General features: G+C 40.2%; 17 protein-coding genes and 1 tRNA gene. 6 read left to right on the top strand and 12 right to left on the bottom strand.

Annotation, left to right across the window (positions count from 1 at the left end; all coding sequences use genetic code 11):
• Positions 1-110: 110 nt before the first annotated feature.
• The 7 genes from QUB80_RS27135 to QUB80_RS27110 all read right to left on the bottom strand — a co-directional run bounded on the left by QUB80_RS27135 (position 111) and on the right by QUB80_RS27110 (position 6891).
• The gene (locus tag QUB80_RS27135; protein WP_289792589.1) at positions 111-845 is read right to left on the bottom strand and encodes a tryptophan 2,3-dioxygenase family protein; all 735 of its coding nucleotides are present in this window, start codon (positions 843-845) and stop codon (positions 111-113) included.
• A gap of 427 nt (positions 846-1272) precedes the next feature.
• Complete coding sequence (locus QUB80_RS27130; RefSeq protein ID WP_289792588.1) at positions 1273-2121, bottom strand: class I SAM-dependent methyltransferase; 849 nt, start codon at positions 2119-2121, stop codon at positions 1273-1275.
• A gap of 47 nt (positions 2122-2168) precedes the next feature.
• Complete coding sequence (locus tag QUB80_RS27125; RefSeq protein ID WP_289792587.1) at positions 2169-2774, bottom strand: gamma-glutamylcyclotransferase family protein; 606 nt, start codon at positions 2772-2774, stop codon at positions 2169-2171.
• Positions 2775-2876: 102 nt separating this feature from the next.
• Positions 2877-3563, bottom strand: coding sequence for a class I SAM-dependent methyltransferase (locus tag QUB80_RS27120; protein ID WP_289792586.1), 687 nt, complete (start codon positions 3561-3563; stop codon positions 2877-2879).
• Positions 3564-3573: 10 nt separating this feature from the next.
• A complete protein-coding gene (locus QUB80_RS34970) occupies positions 3574-4248 on the bottom strand; it encodes a DUF8738 domain-containing protein (protein ID WP_502875333.1) in 675 nt (224 codons plus the stop codon).
• A 117-nt stretch (positions 4249-4365) separates the two neighbouring features.
• Positions 4366-5259, bottom strand: coding sequence for a DUF8738 domain-containing protein (locus tag QUB80_RS34965; RefSeq protein WP_336622353.1), 894 nt, complete (start codon positions 5257-5259; stop codon positions 4366-4368).
• Positions 5260-5655: 396 nt separating this feature from the next.
• Entirely contained in the window at positions 5656-6891 is a 1236-nt protein-coding gene (locus tag QUB80_RS27110; protein WP_289792585.1) for a DUF4336 domain-containing protein, read from the bottom strand.
• 206 nt (positions 6892-7097) lie between these two features.
• Between QUB80_RS27110 and lysS the strand changes: the two genes are divergently transcribed.
• Entirely contained in the window at positions 7098-8624 is a 1527-nt protein-coding gene (gene lysS, locus QUB80_RS27105; protein ID WP_289792584.1) for a lysine--tRNA ligase, read from the top strand.
• A gap of 132 nt (positions 8625-8756) precedes the next feature.
• Here lysS and QUB80_RS27100 read toward each other — a convergent pair.
• A tRNA-Thr gene (locus QUB80_RS27100) sits at positions 8757-8828 on the bottom strand.
• A 38-nt stretch (positions 8829-8866) separates the two neighbouring features.
• Here QUB80_RS27100 and QUB80_RS27095 point away from each other — a divergent pair.
• A complete protein-coding gene (locus QUB80_RS27095) occupies positions 8867-9145 on the top strand; it encodes a DUF3493 domain-containing protein (RefSeq protein ID WP_289792583.1) in 279 nt (92 codons plus the stop codon).
• A gap of 315 nt (positions 9146-9460) precedes the next feature.
• Here the strand turns inward: QUB80_RS27095 and aroF are convergent, their stop codons facing one another.
• A complete protein-coding gene (aroF, locus tag QUB80_RS27090; protein WP_289792582.1) occupies positions 9461-10336 on the bottom strand; it encodes a 3-deoxy-7-phosphoheptulonate synthase in 876 nt (291 codons plus the stop codon).
• 1152 nt (positions 10337-11488) lie between these two features.
• On the opposite strand from aroF, the gene QUB80_RS27085 reads away from it, so the two are divergent.
• Both QUB80_RS27085 and QUB80_RS27080 read left to right on the top strand, forming a co-directional pair.
• Positions 11489-11980, top strand: a complete 492-nt coding sequence (locus tag QUB80_RS27085; protein ID WP_289792581.1) for a hypothetical protein — start codon at positions 11489-11491, stop codon at positions 11978-11980.
• 912 nt (positions 11981-12892) lie between these two features.
• Complete coding sequence (locus QUB80_RS27080) at positions 12893-13579, top strand: pentapeptide repeat-containing protein (protein WP_289792580.1); 687 nt, start codon at positions 12893-12895, stop codon at positions 13577-13579.
• Here QUB80_RS27080 and QUB80_RS27075 read toward each other — a convergent pair.
• Positions 13570-14385, bottom strand: coding sequence for an alpha/beta fold hydrolase (locus QUB80_RS27075; protein ID WP_289792774.1), 816 nt, complete (start codon positions 14383-14385; stop codon positions 13570-13572). The genes QUB80_RS27080 and QUB80_RS27075 overlap by 10 nt on opposite strands.
• A gap of 590 nt (positions 14386-14975) precedes the next feature.
• Between QUB80_RS27075 and QUB80_RS27070 the strand changes: the two genes are divergently transcribed.
• Positions 14976-15758, top strand: a complete 783-nt coding sequence (locus QUB80_RS27070; RefSeq protein WP_289792579.1) for a hypothetical protein — start codon at positions 14976-14978, stop codon at positions 15756-15758.
• Positions 15759-15850: 92 nt separating this feature from the next.
• On the opposite strand, the gene QUB80_RS27065 is transcribed toward QUB80_RS27070, so the two are convergent.
• Complete coding sequence (locus tag QUB80_RS27065) at positions 15851-16042, bottom strand: hypothetical protein (RefSeq protein ID WP_289792578.1); 192 nt, start codon at positions 16040-16042, stop codon at positions 15851-15853.
• A gap of 9 nt (positions 16043-16051) precedes the next feature.
• The gene (locus QUB80_RS27060) at positions 16052-16840 is read right to left on the bottom strand and encodes a B12-binding domain-containing radical SAM protein (protein WP_289792577.1); all 789 of its coding nucleotides are present in this window, start codon (positions 16838-16840) and stop codon (positions 16052-16054) included.
• A 336-nt stretch (positions 16841-17176) separates the two neighbouring features.
• On the opposite strand from QUB80_RS27060, the gene ptsP reads away from it, so the two are divergent.
• Positions 17177-19747 (top strand): phosphoenolpyruvate--protein phosphotransferase, encoded by a 2571-nt coding sequence (gene ptsP / locus QUB80_RS27055; protein WP_289792576.1) that lies wholly within the window; start codon positions 17177-17179, stop codon positions 19745-19747.
• The last annotated feature ends 68 nt before the right edge of the window (positions 19748-19815 follow it).

Below are 19815 nucleotides of genomic sequence, written 5' to 3'. Positions count from 1 at the left end.
TAGTCATTTCAAAATTAGATTAATTTTCCAAACAACTAAGATTTCTTTATTTATATATTGTCATAATAGTCAATATACAAATAGCCTAGAGCTACAGAAAATAAGTTGAGTTATATAGCAATAGATTCCCTAATTTTACCGTATTGTAATCCCCAAGCATCGGTCATTTTATTTCTGATTTCCCAAAGCTCTGGAAAAAATTTCATACGCATTCCACTTTCTAGTAATTCTACAGGACGTCCTTTCAGAGATTGGGAACCCATTCCTATAGTTCTATGAATCAGTTGAATGTGATGATAGCGGAATTTTTGGAACAGTTCATCATATTCTGCTAAAGCTTCTGCAACCATGTAAGCATTGCAATGAGAATACCCTGTATCATAAATTTGTTCTAAACTCAGTCCATGTTTATCCAAATAAAAAGTTTTAAAAGAATTCCATAGAGGTTGATACATTTTCATAATAGTGCGAAAACCCGGAGATTCTTGTCCACTGCCATTTCCTAAGTGTATGCGTATCTCCTGATATTCCTTTGGTGACATGGTTTCCAAAAGGCTCAATTGTTGGATCATGATTTTTTGGATTTCATGCACTCGATTAAAAAGTGTAATTACTCTGTTAGTATTTTCTTGTTGGATATACTCATCAATATCTAAAAGTGTATAAGCAATAAGCTTCATCCAAAGTTCTTCTGATTGATGAACAATTTGAAACTGAAGTTCGTCTTGGTTGCACAATTCCTTATAGTCTTTCTGGCAGGAAAGTAAAGCGTGAGTATTCAAATAAATCTCATAATCCAACGTTCCCTGCCCATGCATAATCGAATAAAAATACTGGCGTTCCATTGAAGCCTCCTAACCCTTGGTTTAGAGTCTGTAATCTTCAGGTTAATAATTGAGAATTGGTTCAAAAATTTTCAACTAATGTTCTCAGCTAATGTGTTTATTTTCTTGCTCACTGGCTTTAACATTTTCAACCAGTTTCATCTAAACTTTTTATTCAGATACGACAAAGCCGCTCTGCTGATGCTCTATTTTTTTATTTTAGTTTGTGGTGTTGGAGGTTGGGGTCTATCTAGGGAATTGTTATTAGATCGGCACCCTATTTTTCTTTCAGAATGACAAAAACCTTCTGATACCGTAGGCGATCGCTTTCCCCATGAGTGTAAAGAAAGATTTCTTTGTCTGAGATGCAGCTTCACGAGTGGTGCTACAAATGAAAAAATAAATAAGTCACATCCTCTTTCCTGTCTACGGTAGGCGCGTTTAGGACTTATTTACCACGTTTTGTAGCTATGATGATATCCTGATAGCTTACAAAACAATCTCTTCCACACCAAGCACCATAATGAATAGGAGTATAAATTTCTAGACCGTGTTTTTCATAAATTTCTTTAATAATATTTTCATCAAAGGCTACAGCGTCTTCTGGTGTATGAGAATTTGTAGTTAATCCACCATCAATTTCAAACTTAAATTCCAAACTACTTAGACTTGAGTTTATATTACCCAATGATTCTGAATTTAGTAAAAAAAATGTAGCTAAAAAATTCTTATTTGGCTTTATAACTCTTGATATTTCTGATATATAATTTTCTATTTCTTCAAGAAGCATATGGGTAAAAACTGAGGTTAAAAAGATAAAATCAAAATATGAATTTTCATAAGGGAATTTATAGTTAGACGCTTGAAAATACCCTCGATGATTGTAAGTTCTATTATAGATGTCAGCAAGTTGAAAATGAAAGTTTTTAAACCGAATTGGGTAGATAGTACGACACCAATCAATACCCTCTTTAACTATGTCAAATCCCCAATATTCTCCCTTGTCGGATAAATAGTTAGTCAGGGGTAGTGCCATTCTTCCGATACCACAACCAACGTCTAAAACTCGATCATCAGGTTTGAGATTGCCATAATCCGCAAAATATTTGAGGAATTCATTTCCTATGTCTCTAAAATCTCCATCTCCAATAAAAATTATTCTTTTAGGAGGAACTAAATAATCATCTTGCTTGCTAATTATGTAAGATATTAAATGTTTATAAATTAATATATAATATAAAAATAAGTTGAGGGCTTTGGCACTATATTTACTGAGGTTATTAACTTTAATACTCATTGCTATATTACCATGATATGAATACTACAATACTTAAGAAAGTACTTTTAGTGCTTGAGTTGATCGCCTGAATTATGCAATTGATACTTCTGTTGCAATTGGTACATATGATTAAATAAATTCCAGCAATATTCTTCTGGTAATCCGCAAGTTACAGCACCACGTAAAACTACGTTAAAGTACCAGTCATTAGGTGCAAATTCTTTTGATAATTTATTAACTACTACATAAGTACGAACACGATTGTAAACTTGCCCCTGGCAGTGAACATCTATAAATTCGTGGCGATAACCACCGCGTGGCACATCCTCTCGTTCATCCAAGCGATCGCTCACCCGCATAGGTAGCTGGTAGAGTACACCGTGTACCGTGCTAGCTGGATCTTTAACTATATCCAACACTCCACATTTACGAAATTGAGAATAGCGATAAAAACCTAGTCGATAACCTTTGAGTATCCCCGAACCAATCACATAACAGTGGGTATTTTCGCCAAGCGATCGCTTCAAATCTACCGGACACATACACGAGCCATAGGCAAAATAGTAAAACATTGGCTCTTTTTGTTGCATTGGTTGCAGTCTTGAGTCTAAGTTTGCAGACTCTTGAGACTGAACCCAACTGTGACGTAAGTGTCTGCCCTGCTTGTTCATCTGTTTTTAGCAGTATTAATACAAATTTTTAACTACACTATAATATACAAATCTTTTTATCAGTATTCCGGTTGACAAACAGTAGTTTATTTTTAGTAAGTATCAAGTATTCTTTGATTTTTCCCATACTACTGAATAACGCCAAAACAAGTGCCTTCTGACATTTACTCCTGGTAGGAAATGTGTATAGATTTGTTGTGCTTGCGATAAGGTAAGGTAAGTATCTGTGCGCCCATGCTCTCTCCATGCTTCTAGTGCTTCCGGTGACGGTTTGATGCGCTTGTTTTTGAGGATCTTAAATATCAAGTTAAGTGGAACAGCCATTAAATCTGTGAAAGTATCTTGAATACTTTCACTTTTGAGCAAGTCTAGAATCACTAGCTTTCCACCTGGTTTCAAAGCAACCTGCAAATCAGACAATAAATTCTCCACTGGCAAGTGATGAACAGTTGCAATAGAGGCAATGACATCGAATTGCTCAACTGGAAACTCCCACTTCAATATATCGGCAACCTGGAAATTTATATTTGTATAATCTCCAAACTGCCTTTGAGCAACTTCTATCATTTTTGGGGATAAGTCTATTGCAAGCACTCTGTCACAACGTTCAGCTAAAAGGCGAGAGAAGACGCCAGTTCCACAGCCAATTTCCAGAATACTCTCGCAAACAGTTGGTAGTTGCTTGAGCAAAAAACTATGGTAGTGGCTGTTGTGATCCCATTGCGCTTCCTCCAACAGTGCAATTCTGTCAAAATCATTCTGAATCTTTTGAGTTGGCGTCTCACTCATTTTGTCTTTTTTATGTAGGCGACTGAATCAATTGATTCCAAGCTTTGAGTACTACCTGTAAATTGTTAGGTAGACGATTTTGAGAAATATCGTTGAATTGCACCGTACCATCTGGACTGGTTAAAGTATAGGTGATGTAATCAGCAGCACCTGTGGGGGCTGGGTAACTCAAATTCTGGAATGAGTCGGCTCCGTTTTCTTCTAACAGTCTTTGAAAGTGTCGCAGTTGCTGCAAAGAAATTCGGCTAACGCTGCGTTCTGAGTCGTTCGCATCACCTATGCGAACACGAATCAAGCTTCCGTCATCTAGCAATAAAGTTTCATAGGTTCTACCAGCAAAGCCGCCACTAGAAATTTGGCGAAAAACCATCCCACTTTCTAATGGTGGTGGTAATTCACTTGTCGGAATTGACACAGGTTGCCAACTACCATTACGAGTAATTTTGCTAGCTCGTCTGTCGAATTTGATTGTATCTGGTTCACCAACGCGATAAACCAAACGCTGTTGTCCATCGCTGACAGTGACTCGCCAACCAGGTACAATGCTTGGGGCGCATAAAATCAACGGTTCGCTGATACCCAAGCAGCGATCGCGCCATTCTCGGCGTTCTACTTCAACTATGCGCAGTTGAGAAACAGTTAATCCCAACTCCTTAGACGCATTCTCTAAAACAGCGTTGCTAATCGATTGTGGTAAACTAACGCGACTTGCGTTTTCATTGAACCTAACTTGAGAACCATCCTGATTAGCACGATAAACTAGGCGTTGTCTTGGTGCTTGTATAGTTATTTCCCAAACTTTTTAAGCAATCTGAATGCAAGCTTCATCAGGACGTGCTAAACCTAAACAACCATCAGCAGTTATTTGTTGAACGTTAGTAACCCGTAGTTGAGAAATTGGTAATCCTGTGCGTTGAGATGCTGCTTTTAAAACAGTATCGTTCACTCTTTGGGGTAACTTATTACTACTAATTTGGCTTTCTCGTTGATTGAACCTGATTATAGAACCGGAATTATTAGTGTGATAAACCAAACTTTGATTGCTTGTCCTAGCTACTACCCGCCAACCTGGAACTAAAACCTGGATGCAGTTTGTATTCGAGCCACCTAATTCCAAACAGCCATTTCTCCAAGTTCTTCGTTGTGCTTCAATAATTTGAAATCGAGAAATCGGTTGATTCAAACGTCTAGAACTAGCTTTTAAGACAGCGTTTCTAACTGAGTTTGGTAAGTTTTTTGACTCGTTGTTTGTGGGAGTATGAGAATTTGCTAACCGTAAAAAACTTCCACTGCTATTTGTATGATAAATCCATCTTTGGCTACCATTAGACGCTATAACCCGCCAACCTGGAACTAATGCTTGGGTACAAAGTTCATCAGGTTTGGGTAGTTCTAGACATCCATTACGCCAAGTCTGTTGGCTATATTCAATAATTTCTAATTTATTAGGTAAAATTCCTTCTCTACCAGAAAGATTTTGCAGTACAGATCTCGCTACTGGCTGTGGTAAACCGCTTTTTTTAATCTTTTCTTTTTGAAATTCATTAACTGTTTCTGGTAAAGAATTGCTTGGATTGGCAGTGGCGCTTTTGAATACTATTAAACCATAACTAACTGACAAAATGCCAGTCAAAATTAAAGCAGTGAAAATTTTAGTTTGTTTGATACTACAATAATTATTTAAGAAGGTTTTCATAGGAAAATTGCCAAATTAGTAACTAGACAATAGTTATTAATCCAAAATACAACTAACAAGTAAGAACTAAAATATATTCTGTAATGAATTAAATAATCAAGATAGAATCAAATTTGTTCTTGTAAGGATTACATAAAGACAGACGCCGATGTCCTTGTCTTTTGTTCCTTATTTTTCAGAGTTAATAAATATTAAGTTATTTTGTACAAAGTATTGGCAATTAGTCTAAGCTACAATGCTGCATACAAACTCTAGGGAATCAAAGCGAAAATCAAGGCAAAAATCTTTGTAGTCGTTTTTAAGTAGAGGCAGAAGGTAAAAAGCTTCTCCTATTTAGTTTTGTGAAATCAGCATTTTACGTTTAATTATGTCTACCTACTTAGCTTGCTCCTTACTTCACACTTTCTCTTTTGGTGGTGTGGCAATACCGCGCTTAATTAAACCCGCCTCCAGTTCTTTAATAAATTTCAAGTCTTCTTCTGGCAAAGACTGGCTTGCCAATAAATCTTCACTTATGGCAGGTTTTTTCTCAAGGAAAGTAAATGCTTGCCGAAATTGACGCCCAGTTGCCTGAATAGGTGAATCAAAATGACAAGAAATTATCTGTTGAAAATCCCATGTTGCGATTTTGTCAACCCAGTTAAGCACTTGGGTTGGTGCTTGAGGAAAAATCAGAGTTTGCAGAATCGGCGCTACAAATGGACGCCCATTTAAGCGTAGAGCATCAAATGATTTTTGCCAGTGTTCTTGCCATCGAAACGGAAATAAACCGAAGTACGCTTTTTTTGAATGATCAGGGGCTTTGAGTGCATCGCGAAAAGCTTGCCACAAATTACTCGTTTCCACCGCATGAGGACGAAAGTAAATCGCAAATAATGAGATGCGTTGCCATCCCTTACGGCGATTTGCTGGATTATCCTCGATCGCTTCCCAAGCATTATCTCTGGCATGAAACAACAACGGATACGGATCTAATTGGGCGATCGCGGGTGGATCTTCTGGCACAGACAAAATAGAATCAGTGACAAGCAGAGTGCGCGATCGCTTGTGAAAGACTGCAACTTCTGCAAAAGATCCTCTTCCCAAGTCAATATCTAACACCGCATAGTCAAACTCATTGGCAAAGGGAGCAAGGCTGCCATCTGCTGAGAGTACTTGAGTCCGTTTTTGAGGAAAACCAAGCCAACTCAATGGCAAATTGAACGGAAAACTCCACTGATGAGGAGCAACAAAGACTTGAGCTTGGGGAAAACATCTGGCGAAGGGACCAACAAAAATTTTATGTTCCAAACCGGAACTAGTGGGCAGAATAATATACTTAACATCGCCGTGCTCTGCTACCAACTCGTTAATCATACGCACACACTCAGCCGTCGGAGCAACGGGTGCATAAACCAATAAGCCACCCTCTGCAAGCTTGATCAGTGTCATCCGAATTGGGGCGATCGTGTAGAGAATGCCCTGAAGCTGATCAAATGTCCAGATAATATCCTCAATTATTTCCCTGCAAATTGTCTGCCGTCTGCCGTAGGGGTAGAGTGGTAAAGCAGGCCAAAATGGCCATGACCAATCTTTTGGATGTATCCGTTGCTGTTGCGCTTGTAACTTCGACTTATGTTTGTGTGCGTTCATAGGCATTCTACCTACTTTTTGCTCCTTTCCAATTTCTAGCACTGGAAAAGCTACTGCTATTTTGACGCGATCGCCCTTGGTATTTCCAAGTTAAGCTTAGAAAAATAAAGCAAATTTAGATTTTGACACAGCTGTATGCAGTTGAGAGTTCATGCTACTTTGACAGCATCTATAATTAATTCTTGCCCTATGAGAGTTCGTTAACCATGTCGGAAGAAGATATCCGTGCCACCAGGCTGGAGAAAGTAGAACAGTTAAGACAGCTAGGGATGAATCCCTACGCCTATCATTGGGAATCTACCCACCAAGCAGCACCATTGCAAGAAAAATTTGCCGATCTAGCCAATGGTGAAGAAGTTGATATCGAGGTGGCAGTTGCTGGACGCATTATGGCGCGTCGCGTCTTCGGTAAACTGGCTTTCTTCACATTGCAAGATGAGACGGGTAATATTCAGCTTTATCTAGAGAAAAATCGCATCCAAGAAGGGATGGCAGATATCGACTCTGATGCCTTTAATCACCTCAAACAACTTACAGATGTTGGCGACATTATCGGAGCGAAAGGAACAATCAAACGGACTGAAAAGGGCGAGTTATCAGTTTACGTTAAACAATACGCAATTCTGACTAAATCTCTATTGCCTTTGCCCGATAAGTGGCACGGATTAACAGATGTTGCCAAGCGCTACCGTCAGCGCTACGTAGATTTAATTGTTAACCCTGAAGTAAGACAAACTTTTCGTCGTCGCGCCCAAATTACTGCTGGTATTCGGAGATTCTTAGAAGAACGTGGTTTTTTAGAAATAGAAACTCCTGTTTTGCAAGCAGAAGCAGGAGGAGCGGATGCCCGTCCGTTTATTACTTATCACAATACTTTAGAAATGGAGTTGTATTTGCGAATTGCTACAGAGCTCCATCTGAAGCGGTTAATTGTGGGTGGCTTTGAAAAAGTATTTGAACTGGGGCGAATTTTCCGTAATGAAGGGATTTCTACCCGTCACAACCCAGAATTTACGACAATTGAAGTTTACCAAGCCTACGCTGACTACAATGATATGATGGCATTGACGGAAGGAATTATTACCACCGTCGCCAAAGAAGTACTTGGCACGCTGCAAATTAGCTACCAAGGACAAATCATTGATTTAACACCACCTTGGCGTCGCATCACCATGCACGAGCTGGTGAAGGAGTATACAGGTTTAGATTTCAACTCTTTCCAAACTTTGGCAGAAGCGAAAGCTGCTGGTAAAAATGCCGGATTAGAAAACACAGAAGATTGCCCTTCAATTGGCAAACTTCTCAATGAAGCCTTTGAGCAAAAGGTAGAAGCCAACCTCATGCAGCCTACCTTTGTCATCGATTACCCAGTGGAGATTTCACCACTAGCGAAACCGCATCGTTCCAAGCCTAATTTAGTAGAGCGTTTTGAGTTATTTATTGTCGGGCGAGAAACTGCTAACAGTTTCTCCGAGCTTACCGATCCAATAGAGCAAAGACAACGCTTAGAAGAACAAGCAGCACGAAAAGCAGCAGGTGATTTAGAAGCGCAGGGAGTAGATGAAGACTTTCTTGCAGCTTTGGAATATGGGTTGCCGCCTACAGGTGGATTAGGTATCGGCATAGATCGTTTGATTATGTTGTTGACTGACAGTCCGAGTATTCGGGATGTAATCGCCTTCCCTTTACTCAAACCCGAAAAATCTGACTCAGCCTCAGAATCATCAACTTAGAGACTGAAAATTAAAAAATCTCCAATTTGTAGGGGAGGCAGTTTGCGGTGTAGATTTTCTGACCGCAATACTGCCGTTGCGTTAGGATGATAGTTCGTAACGCGCCATCAACACACCATATGATTTAAACAAAGCCGATGGCGGGATTTGAACCCGCGACCGCTCGATTACGAATCGAGTGCTCTACCACTGAGCCACATCGGCACATTCACCTTGAGATTATAGCAGCATCATTAGTAATCATGGTACAGCCAAATCCCAAAAATCGTACAGCAAGCCAACTTAACTCAGAACAATATGCCCGTCTCAAGGCGGAAATCAAAAATCCTTATCGGAATTTACGGAAATTTATTTATATTGCTGGCTGTGCTTCTGGTTTAATTGGGGCATTTATCTTTTTTTTTCAATCACTGGCTGGGCGCAATCTTGATACTGCCTTGCCCAACTTGGCATTGCAAATTGGAATAGTAGGGCTGATGGCTTTTTTATGGCGCTGGGAAGAGCGAGGGCAAAAACGCTAATGGTTCCATGTCATTAGTTCTGAGGGGTTCGTAGTGAGTGATTTATCGCTCAATTTCAGCGGCTCCAGCCCTAACTACAAACTTTTACAACTTATCATAATTCATGACATAAACCATTAATGGTCTGTCGCAAAAGTTTTGATAAGTTTGTGTAAGCACAAAGAGTGCTGCACTCATAAAGGACTAAAGTCCTTACTACGAACTTATATAACCATTATCATTAAATACGATCAACCACTAGTAAAAGAAGGCAGACAGTGAACAATTAATAATTATCAAATGATAACTGTTCACTGATAACTGATAACTGATAACTTATGCAGCAGACAAACAAATAGGGGCAGGTTTTAAACCTACCCCTAGTTCTGTTGATACACTGCGCCCGACTGCTGCTGCTACCGACTTTAAACTATGAACTAAATTCACCATATCTTCTAAAGATAAGGCTTGTCGTGCGTCAGAAACAGATTTTTCTGGTTCTGGGTGACACTCAATAATTAAACCATCCGCTCCACATGCAATAGCAGCCTTTGCTACAGGTGCTACCAACTCTCGCTTACCTACAGCATGAGAGGGATCGACAATTATGGGTAAGTGAGTGATTTGCTTAAGGGCTGCTACTGCTGCTAAATCAAGTACGTTGCGGGTATAGTTATCGAAACTGCGGATACCTCGTTCGCATAGTACTACATTAGGATTGCCGTGGCTTAAAATGTATTCGGCTGCCATCACGAATTCTTCTAGTGTTGCTGCTAAACCACGTTTGAGGAGTATGGGTTTACCTGCTTGTCCTAAAGCTTTCAGTAAGTCAAAGTTTTGCATATTACGGCTACCAATCTGAAGCATATCAGCGTGAGCAGCAACTATCTCAATTTGAGAAATAGACATGACTTCGGTGATGACTGGGATATTGTAGCGCGATCGCACTCCTGCCAGAATTTTTAGTCCTTCTTCTCCCATTCCCTGAAAAGCGTAAGGGGAAGTGCGGGGTTTGAATACACCGCCACGCAAAGCTTGTACAGGAGCAGCAGATAGGTTTTGAGCTACTGTTTCCATTTGCTCCCAGCTTTCAACGGTACAAGGGCCACCGATAATTACTAATTCTGCACCACCAAAAGCAACTTTGTCTGAGAGTTTTACAATTGTTTGGTGATCGGTATCAGACTTACTGGCTAGTTTTGCACTAATCATGATGGAATTCTCCTTTGGACTACAGAATTTGAGGTTGATAATAAAAAACCCGGAACTGTTTGGTTCAGTTCCGGGTGCTTACGTTTCATCGCCATGAAGCTATTTACCCGGAACTTATTCTGGGCCAAAAGTAATAGTTATAAAACCAGCTACCGAAATAAATCATGACGACGAGATTCTCCTTAAAAAACAAAAACCGCAGAGTTCACTCTGCGGTTCACCGGGTAGTTTCCATCAGGAAACTCGATTCACTCCCGGTGAACCACCCTAAACCAGTAATAAAAGTAAGAATTGTGTGTGAACATCTGCGAGAAACTTTTTTTAAAACTAAAATTACACCTATACCCAAAGACGATAGCAGACGCCTAGACCTGCGTCAAGACCCTGAACTAAAAAAGGTATGAAGTATGAGGTATGACAATTTTGAATTGCTTGTTAAGTACAATTTAGAAAATCAAGCTAGCCTCCATGGGCAAAAGTCCACAACTAAGGAATGAAAATCTCTTTTCTCTAGCCTCTAATCTCTAGCCCCTATTTTCAAGCTAGCTTGCCGACAACACAAATCTGGCGATAGAGACTAGTTGCTTGCCAAAGGCGATCGCGTGCAAGAGGATTTATCCGAACTTTCTGTCATCTGCCACACCAGTTGCACGTCAATAGCTTTAAGGAATGGTAGTTGTTACAACAGTAAGAATACTCTGAAATTCTAAACAGATGACGCGACTAGCGCACTGCCGATGAATTCTCTGAAAATGTTCCACCTTCACAAAGTACTGACATTGCCTGCTTCCAGTGATACTAATTTAAAATGCCACAGATGGATTCATTCAACCCAGACACACCAAGGCGATTTCCAATTCCATTTTCCAAAACTTGTACTGAGCTTGTCGAAGTATCCAAAATGGAATGAGTTATGGTTAATTCACTACCCAATATCTAAAAGTATTGGTTTTGAAAATCTTGTGAGCTTTAATTAAATTCAGTTAATTAATAACCTAGCTGTAAATCTTGCGTGTCTCGACGTCTGTGTTAGAAATTCAGTATTCAATTGCACTTGATTTAACGGTATTCTATGGCGACAAACTACCACAAATTAGCCGTTACCAATTCCCTATTGACGTAACTCCGTTTTGAAGCATTCTAATTTGTATTATGCCTAGCTCCAAATCCAAACTTTTAGCTACTTCTTTCGACTATCAAGGAGTTTATCCTTGTCCAGTGTGCCATGTTGGTAAAATTACTCATATGCCTTTGATGGAGGCTATGTCCTGTGATTTTTGCCATCAAATTTTTACTGTCAATGTAGAGCAACAGCAACTACTAATGCCTTCTAGACAACCTCCCTTAGTTTGGCGTTGGAATGGCTTTCATTGGACAGAAGCTCATTTAGAAGGAGTGGAATTTGGTTGGGGTTATGTGCTAGCAGCAATTGCTTTTATATTTCTTCCGACTGCCTTAATTGGGATAGTCGCTTATATTTTCCCACCACATCCAGATGCTCCCTTTTCTTGGGTTCCATATATCTGGACTGTATTAACATTTTTCTCGCATTTAGCAATTATTGTTTGGCTGTTTATTGAGATTTATCAGATTCCTGTTCGAGCTTATGTTAGAGCCTTACGACAGCGTTTAAGCAGTCGTTGACAGAAAAATTGCCTAATGATTAAACTTTTGAATAGCATCTCGGTATATCGACTATGGCAAGACGCACCTCCCTCATAAAATTCTTGGCAAGCTTTTCTCAAACAAAGTAATCGCGCGATCAAGACATACAATCTTTCTCAATTGTTTCACATCACAAAGCTGTACAAAGATTCTTCCAGGGGCAGTTGAGTAAGCAAATACTCTCTGTCTTGTATCAGAAAGTGATTTTCAATTCCCAACGCTTGCTCGCACAATCTCCGCAATTGCTGCTCGTGAGATTAACAGGAGTATTCATATTGGAATTGAAGAAGAACCCAAAATACAAAATACAGAAGTAGAATGCGGAATAGAATTTTGAGTTCTAAATTATAACTTAGGTTATTAAATAAGATACTTCATATAGTAGAAGTGTGGGCATAAATACTCAATTTATACTCCTGTAATTGGATAAAAATTTAGTTAGATGAATAGGAGAATCTATTTCTTTAGAAGTATTTCAAAAAGTATACTATCTTATCTAAAAATTTAGATTTGGGATGAAATTACAAAAAGAATGTCCACTGCTAGCGAAAAAGACAAGAGAAAAATTAAATGTATCAGAGATTACTACATTATTTCCTAGTCATAAGCAACTATACTGAGAAAAATAAATTATTTAGTGGATAGTAACAGTCAATTAGGCATGAAGCTGCTTGTAAGAGCGTAACAAAACATTGATAATCCACTGAAGTGCCTAAACCTGTTGTTACAATTTTTAGACATTAGTATTACGGTATCTCTTTAACTGTGGCAAATACTGCGGAAAAATCCAATTTTAGTTGTAATCATTCAACAACAGAAACTTTGACAAAAAATCAAGCTGATAGTTAGCCGCATCACTCATAATTAAAGTTGATTATCTTTAAAAGTCTTATGAGAGAGCTGGAGCAATATTATCGGGTGTTAGACTTGGAGCCTGGAGCAACCCTAGAGGAAGTGAACCAGGCTTACAAAGATTTGGCTTTTATTTGGCACCCCGATCGCATTCCCCATGAAAATCAGCGCCTCAAGCAGAAGGCGCAAATCAAGCTACAACAAATCAATGAAGCACGTGAAAAATTACGCTCTCTCAAACCTAAATACCAAACTCCCCACCACCAACCGCCACCACCAAAAAAACCACAAGCCAAAACCTATCAGCCACAAGCCAAAACCTATGAACCACAAGCTAGAACCTATGAGCCACCAAAGCCAAATCCAGACTTGAGCGGGCAGGATTTTAGCCGAGCTAATTTAAGTAACAGAGACTTATCTGGCAGAAACATGAGTTATGCCAATTTGAGTGGTGCGAATCTTAGCGATACTTTTATGCACAAAGTAATTCTTAGAGGTGCCAATTTATCTGACACCAATATGTTTAGAGCCAACTTACTTTTAGCAGACTTGAGAGAAGCCAATCTACGCAATGCCAACTTGATTGGAGCCGACTTTAGTGGTGCTGACTTGCGGGGCGCTGACTTGACAGGAGCGCGGATGCGTTCTGGCGATCGCTTACTCGTAAAATTAATTGGTGCTAATTTATCTGGCGCAATCATGCCTGATGGTACAATTCATGCATAAGATTGCCCATGTTTTGCCAAGAAATCGAGCATTACTTTGACCACTGCATCTGCTGACTCTAACACAAAGGCATGGCCGCCGCGCTCAAGGATGACTAATTCAGCATTGGGAATGGCTTGAGTTAATTGCTCAGAAAATTTGATGGGAGTCATAATATCTTGCTTGCCAACTACAACGAGTGTGGGGCAGTGAATGTCTTTGAGGTGATCGCTCGTATCTCCATCAAGAATTGCTCGGCATTGATGATATAACCCACCAGGTGTGGGCGGAAACGGTTGATTCTCAATCATGTTGATGAGTGTTTCCATCGCCCCTGGAGTTGAGTAAAACGCATCGGTAAACAACCAGGGTAATAAAACCTTTTGATAAAGTATTCCCTCTAATTTATGTGTCAATTCGCCAAATAACTCGATTAGCGAATAAAACTTTTCATCTGTTTTTGTCCAAGATGAAAGGAGTATCAAAGTTTGAATTTTTTCTGGATGTGCTAAAGCTAGTTCTTGGGCAATTTGTCCGCCCATCGAATGCCCGGCTATATGCACCTTGGAAATGCTCAAGTAATCCAACAGTGCTGCCGCATCAGCAGCCATTTGTTTAATACTGTAGGGGCTATCTGGTGCAGAACTTTCCCCAACTCCCCGATTATCAAAGCGAAGTACTCGATACTGTTTAACTAGTGACGGCATCATTGCTGCCCATGTCGAACTATCACTGTTAAACCCTGCGATCAACAGTAATACCTCGTTTACACTGTCACCTTGAATTGTGTAAAACAAATCAATTCCATAAACTTGAATTACTGGCACAGCTAAATCTCCTCGAATTCTTGACATTGCTCATTGGCACTATTAACGTCTTAGATATTATGCACAATCAATGTAATCGTTAAACTCGGAAGGTAGTTTGTTAGTTCAAATATCCACATAAGTACAATTACTGTGGTTAAACTAATAAATCGGCGACCGTTGATTGAATTCTGCAAGGTGTGATAGGTGTTTTTAAGCAGGGTTTCCAGTATCGAATTCGAGGCTATTACCTTCGCGGTAGTCGTCGCAATGATAGCAGTGTTCCAAACAGCGACCTTGATCTGTATGATAAAACTTTATACTTTCAGTTCTTGAGTGGGCATACTAAGAGCAGTTTGCTAAAAAGTAGAAGTAATTAGTATGTATTGGTTTTCAGTACGTAGACAGAACGGGACTTACTTGTTAGGCATCGCTTTTGGATGTCTGTTTTGGAGCATTGCTTTTGCCGCAGTCTCAGAAGGCGATCACTGTATTTTGTACAATTTTGTATATTTTCTAAAATTTTGAAACTAAACGACTAAAATACACAATAAATCTCTACTAGGCATATTTAGACTTGCTAATAATATCCGGAATCTTATCAAATCCCGATGTCTGATCAAATTAAGGTAGCACAAATAGGTTTTTTGGCAACAGTCCTCGGAGCAATCATAGGGGCTGTTGGAACAATAATTGCATCAGACAAAGTAAGACTTCCTTTCTTTCCTATTACATATTATTCAGAGGAACAGCTATCTCAGGAAGAGAGGAGTTTTGTTGCCGATATTCTTAAAGATCTGGGGAGTTCTGTAAAAACACCTCTATTTGGTCAGCTTTTTACTAAGGAAAATGGGAAGTTAAGTATAACAAACCTTGGTCAAGTCAAAAATTTTATTGTTGAAGTCACGTTTCCTAATCCAAGTCACACATATTGGGACTATGGCTTTATCTTTAGAGACTATGACTCCTCTCAATACCGTCTTGCTTTTAATTACAATCTTGACAATAAAGTAAAGTGGACTCTTACAGTCGTCACAATAATTCCTCAACGAGAGAAACCCCAATTTAAAAAAATTCAATCGGGTGAAGTTCAAGATTTCCGCCAAGATAGTAGTCAGGCAAATAAGATTCGTCTTATTGTTTATGAAGATATAGGACTTTTATATGTTAATGACCAGTTTCTTGCAAAGCTGTCTGTAGGTGAATTACCTTCAGAAGGAGAGATAGCTATAGCAACAGATATGTTCGGTGACTCTGAAGGTAATGTCATATCCTATAGTGGATTGTCTCTGTGGAAGCTTAAGAGAAGTACATACGGCAATAAATCTGAACCCACTAGTCTATCTCTAATACCGATTCGTAAAAATATAGTTAATCATTACATTACTCTCTAATCAGAAAATATAAGATTAAATTTTAAAAGCAAAATAGCTGTAAACACATAAGTTGACTATCTTACTTTTATCGATCCAGTGTGTGCTGATTGTTAAATTGAAAGAGATTCTTTGATTGCCCTTACCGAGTTGAATAAATTATCTGTTTTTTTGGCAGAATTACTAAAACTGTTGAGAACGCCTTCCAAGACTGGTAACATTGTATTTACCTGTTTGGCACGAATAATCATATCCCAAACTGGTTCTAGCTTCTTCCAGGCACCAGAATAAACTAAGTGTCTCATCTTGTCGCCCTAAGTCTCTTTCACCCAAGCGCCCCGGAAAATATTACTCCAACGATAAAAGTCTTGATAGGCACGCCAATATCCAGATTCTAAAATCTCTGGTGTCATTTTTGCTGGTTTGTAAACTACATGACGGGTATCGTATAAATCCCAGTTATTCTCAGTCATACGGTTTTGCTGTACCATGCGGGTGTAAAGCGCCGTACCGGGATAGGGTGTGAGAATATGAAATGTAGCTGTTTCAATACCTTGGCTTACCGCCCATTCTACTGTTCGCTCAAAAATGGTTTTATCGTCATCATCCATACCAAACACAAAACTACCATTAATCATTACTCCCATATAGTGTAGGCGGCGAATGGCAGCATTGTAGTCACGATTCAAATTTTGATACTTGTGCTGTTCCCTAAGATTATTTGGGTTGAGTGTTTCAAATCCTACAAACATACTTCGCAAACCGCAAGCAACTGCTTTCTCTAACAATCCTGGTTGCAAGATAGATTGCACGGTTTCTGCTGCTTGCCACACGCGCCCCATTCCTTTCATTCCATCAAATAAGTTTGCGGCAAATTCTGCATTGCCAAATAAATGATCGTCTAAAAAATAGAGATGCTTCCCAGGTAATCGCTCAATTTCCGCAAGAGCATCATCTACTGCTTGCGTGTAAAAAGATTTACCATCTTTAAAAAACGCTTTTTTGTAGCAAAAATCGCAGGTATGCGGACAACCCCGTGAAACTATACTGAAATAGATGCTTGCTAAGTATTGTTGATAGTAAAAAGTAATAATTACTACCATAAAATGGTACAGCGATCGCTCATCGAAAGTTAAATTCTTGACACTACAAAAAAAATAAAGAGATCCCGGATAAGTGACGCAAGGTGATGATAAAGTTGTACGATTGCAGACATCTTAATGTTTTCTGCCAAAAATGGAGATTACCAATGGACACTACAAGTCCATTCAAAGAGAACTGGGAATTGGAAATCAAGTCGTCTTGCCAGCCAAAAAAGCCGAGTATTTGCTTTCTTTTAAATTGCAATTTTGATAAACACAGGGTTTGAGGTTGCAAAATGGAAGTAATAAAGGGTAGCAGGCAAGCAAAGGCTTTTTAATCAATTTGATGGTATTGCCGTGGTTGGAATTGTCATTGTTTCTCACAGCAAAGGTTTAGCTGAAGGAGTGCGGGAACTGGTAGTGCAGATGGTTCAGGGTAAAGTTTCCTTGGCTGTTGCTGCTGGAGTTGACGATCCACAGAACCCGCTCGGTACAGATGCTATACAAGTTTATGAAGCGATCGCCTCTGTTTACAGTGAAGATGGCGTTCTCGTGTTGATGGATCTGGGTAGTGCTTTAATGAGTGCAGAAATGGCACTAGAGTTTTTCCCACCAGAACAACAAACAAAAGTCCACTTGTGTGCAGCACCTCTGGTAGAAGGTGCGATCGCAGCAGCAGTTGCAGCAGCATCTGGCAGTGACATGCAGCGAGTTCTTGCAGAAGCCCAAGCAGCATTAGTACCAAAAGCAACTCAACTAGGCGCTGCTATTAATCATCCGTCATCAATCATTACTGAAGAACAACTAACTCATGACATCGGCGCACCTGAGGATGCTTCTCCCACGGCAGAACAAATAACTAGAGAAATTCACCTGAGTGTTCACAATCGGTTAGGATTGCACGCTCGCCCAGCAGCTAAGTTTGTAGCGTGTGCCACTCGATTTCAATCACTAATTCAGGTATGTAATCTAACTAAAAGTAGTGGTTTTGTACGTGCTGACAGTATTAACCAAGTGACAATGCTAGGGGCGCGTCAAGGACACGAAATTGTTATTACTGCAACAGGTACTGATGCAGATGAGGCTCTAGCTGCACTACAAGCATTGGTAGAAAGTCATTTTGGTGAAGATGACATTAGCTCAGAATCTCATCCGATTTCTCCCTCTCCCCCTCTCCCTCCTTCCTCCTTAAAAGGAATTCCCGCTTCGCCTGGAGTGGCGATCGCACCCAGCTTTCAATTTAAAAAAACAACTGTTGTTTGGCATCACGCTGCACCTATTCACGTTCATGAATATCACGTAGAAAATCCGGAAACTGAGTGGCAAAGACTACAATCAGCGCTGCGAATTGCACGACAGGAAATTCAGGCGTTACTGACACACTCTTCAATTCAAATTGGTGACGCGGAAGCTTCTATTTTTGACGCTCATTTGCTATTTCTTGAAGATCCCATACTGCTGGAGACTGTGCAGGAGAGGATTTTTGCACTGCACCTAAATGCAGAAGCTGCATGGAGTGCGGTGATAGAGGAGGTGGCGAGTAACTATCACCAACTTGAAGATCCATATTTGCAAGAGCGAGTAGCAGATGTGGTAGACGTGGGACAAAGAATTTTGCGAATCTTATCGGGTACTCCCATCACTACTGTCGATTTATCCCAACCAGCGATTTTAGTTGCTTGCGATCTCACTCCCTCCGACACAGCGAGTCTAGATCCGACAAAAGTTTTGGGCATTTGTATTACTGCTGGTAGTGCCACTGCCCATAGCGCTATTTTGGCACGTTCGTTAGGTATTCCCGCCGTTGTTGGTTTACCATCAGAGATATTGCAGGTTGCAGATGGGACGCTGCTGAGTGTTGATGGTGAGACTGGTAACGTATGGATAGAACCAGAAGCAGATACTTTGGCAGCACTTGAGGTAAAACGGCATACCCAGCAAACTGCCCGACAAAAAGCACTAGCTACTGCACACCAGCCTTGCTTAACGCGCGATCGCCACCAGATGAGTGTACTTGCAAATATTGGCAGTATAGAAGATACACAACAAGCTCTTAGTATGGGTGCCGAAGGTGTAGGATTGCTACGTACTGAATTTCTCTATCTTCACCGTACAAGCGCTCCTTCTGAAGAAGAGCAACTGACAGTTTATCAGGCGATCGCTCAACTTCTAGGTACGCATCCTTTAATCATTCGCACTCTTGATGTTGGTGGAGATAAACCACTGCCCTATTTAAAAATGCAACCGGAAACTAATCCTTTTTTGGGCTGGCGCGGCATTCGTTTTTGTTTGGATCGTCCCCAAATTTTGCAAACTCAATTACGAGCAATTTTAAGAGCTAGTGCGGGACATCAAGTTAAAATCATGTTTCCGATGATTGCCACTGTTGCAGAAATACAGGCGGCTAAAGCTATGCTGGCTGAGGTGCAAGCAGAACTACGTCAAGCTGGTATTCCCTTTGATGAAAAAATGGAAGTAGGCATAATGGTGGAAGTGCCATCGGCGGTTGCCGTTGCCGAGCAATTAGCTCAAGAAGTAGATTTTTTCAGTCTTGGCACTAATGATCTCAGCCAATATGTGATGGCAGCAGATCGCACCAATCCACAAGTGGCTCTTTTAGCTGATGCCTTGCATCCGGCAGTTTTGCGAATGATACAGCAAACAGTGCAAGCTGCCCATACTGCTGGCATTTGGGTAGGATTGTGTGGCGAAGTTGCCGCAGATCCCCTAGCAGCACCAATTTTACTAGGATTGGGACTAGATGAGGTAAGTTTGAGTCCTCCCGCAATTGGGGCGTTTAAAGAAGCGATCGCCCAATTAACAATGGCACAAGCACAGGCGATCGCAACCACAGCATTGCAACAAGATTCTGCTACCAAAGTCAGAGAAGTGGTTTTAAATTCTCATACCATTTCACTTTTTGAGTGATTCATATTCAACCCCTCCCAACCTCCCCTTACTAAGGGGAGGTGCCGTAGGCGGTGGGGTACATCCAT

The sequence above is a fragment of the Chlorogloeopsis sp. ULAP01 genome, from assembly GCF_030381805.1.
Lineage (GTDB): Bacteria > Cyanobacteriota > Cyanobacteriia > Cyanobacteriales > Nostocaceae > Chlorogloeopsis.
Note: the sequence above shows the minus strand (reverse complement) of the source record. Positions and strands in the feature narration are given on the sequence as shown.

Coding starts and splice junctions, on each gene's coding strand:
- QUB80_RS34965 (WP_336622353.1), bottom strand. CDS start 5,259: ATGAAAACCTTCTTAAATAATTATTGTAGTATCAAACAAACTAAAATT.
- QUB80_RS27120 (WP_289792586.1), bottom strand. CDS start 3,563: ATGAGTGAGACGCCAACTCAAAAGATTCAGAATGATTTTGACAGAATT.
- QUB80_RS27060 (WP_289792577.1), bottom strand. CDS start 16,840: ATGGTAGTAATTATTACTTTTTACTATCAACAATACTTAGCAAGCATC.
- QUB80_RS27110 (WP_289792585.1), bottom strand. CDS start 6,891: ATGAACGCACACAAACATAAGTCGAAGTTACAAGCGCAACAGCAACGG.
- QUB80_RS27095 (WP_289792583.1), top strand. CDS start 8,867: ATGGTACAGCCAAATCCCAAAAATCGTACAGCAAGCCAACTTAACTCA.
- QUB80_RS27080 (WP_289792580.1), top strand. CDS start 12,893: ATGAGAGAGCTGGAGCAATATTATCGGGTGTTAGACTTGGAGCCTGGA.
- QUB80_RS27125 (WP_289792587.1), bottom strand. CDS start 2,774: ATGAACAAGCAGGGCAGACACTTACGTCACAGTTGGGTTCAGTCTCAA.
- QUB80_RS27065 (WP_289792578.1), bottom strand. CDS start 16,042: ATGAGACACTTAGTTTATTCTGGTGCCTGGAAGAAGCTAGAACCAGTT.
- QUB80_RS27070 (WP_289792579.1), top strand. CDS start 14,976: ATGTCTGATCAAATTAAGGTAGCACAAATAGGTTTTTTGGCAACAGTC.
- lysS (WP_289792584.1), top strand. CDS start 7,098: ATGTCGGAAGAAGATATCCGTGCCACCAGGCTGGAGAAAGTAGAACAG.
- QUB80_RS27130 (WP_289792588.1), bottom strand. CDS start 2,121: ATGAGTATTAAAGTTAATAACCTCAGTAAATATAGTGCCAAAGCCCTC.
- QUB80_RS27135 (WP_289792589.1), bottom strand. CDS start 845: ATGGAACGCCAGTATTTTTATTCGATTATGCATGGGCAGGGAACGTTG.
- QUB80_RS27085 (WP_289792581.1), top strand. CDS start 11,489: ATGCCTAGCTCCAAATCCAAACTTTTAGCTACTTCTTTCGACTATCAA.
- aroF (WP_289792582.1), bottom strand. CDS start 10,336: ATGATTAGTGCAAAACTAGCCAGTAAGTCTGATACCGATCACCAAACA.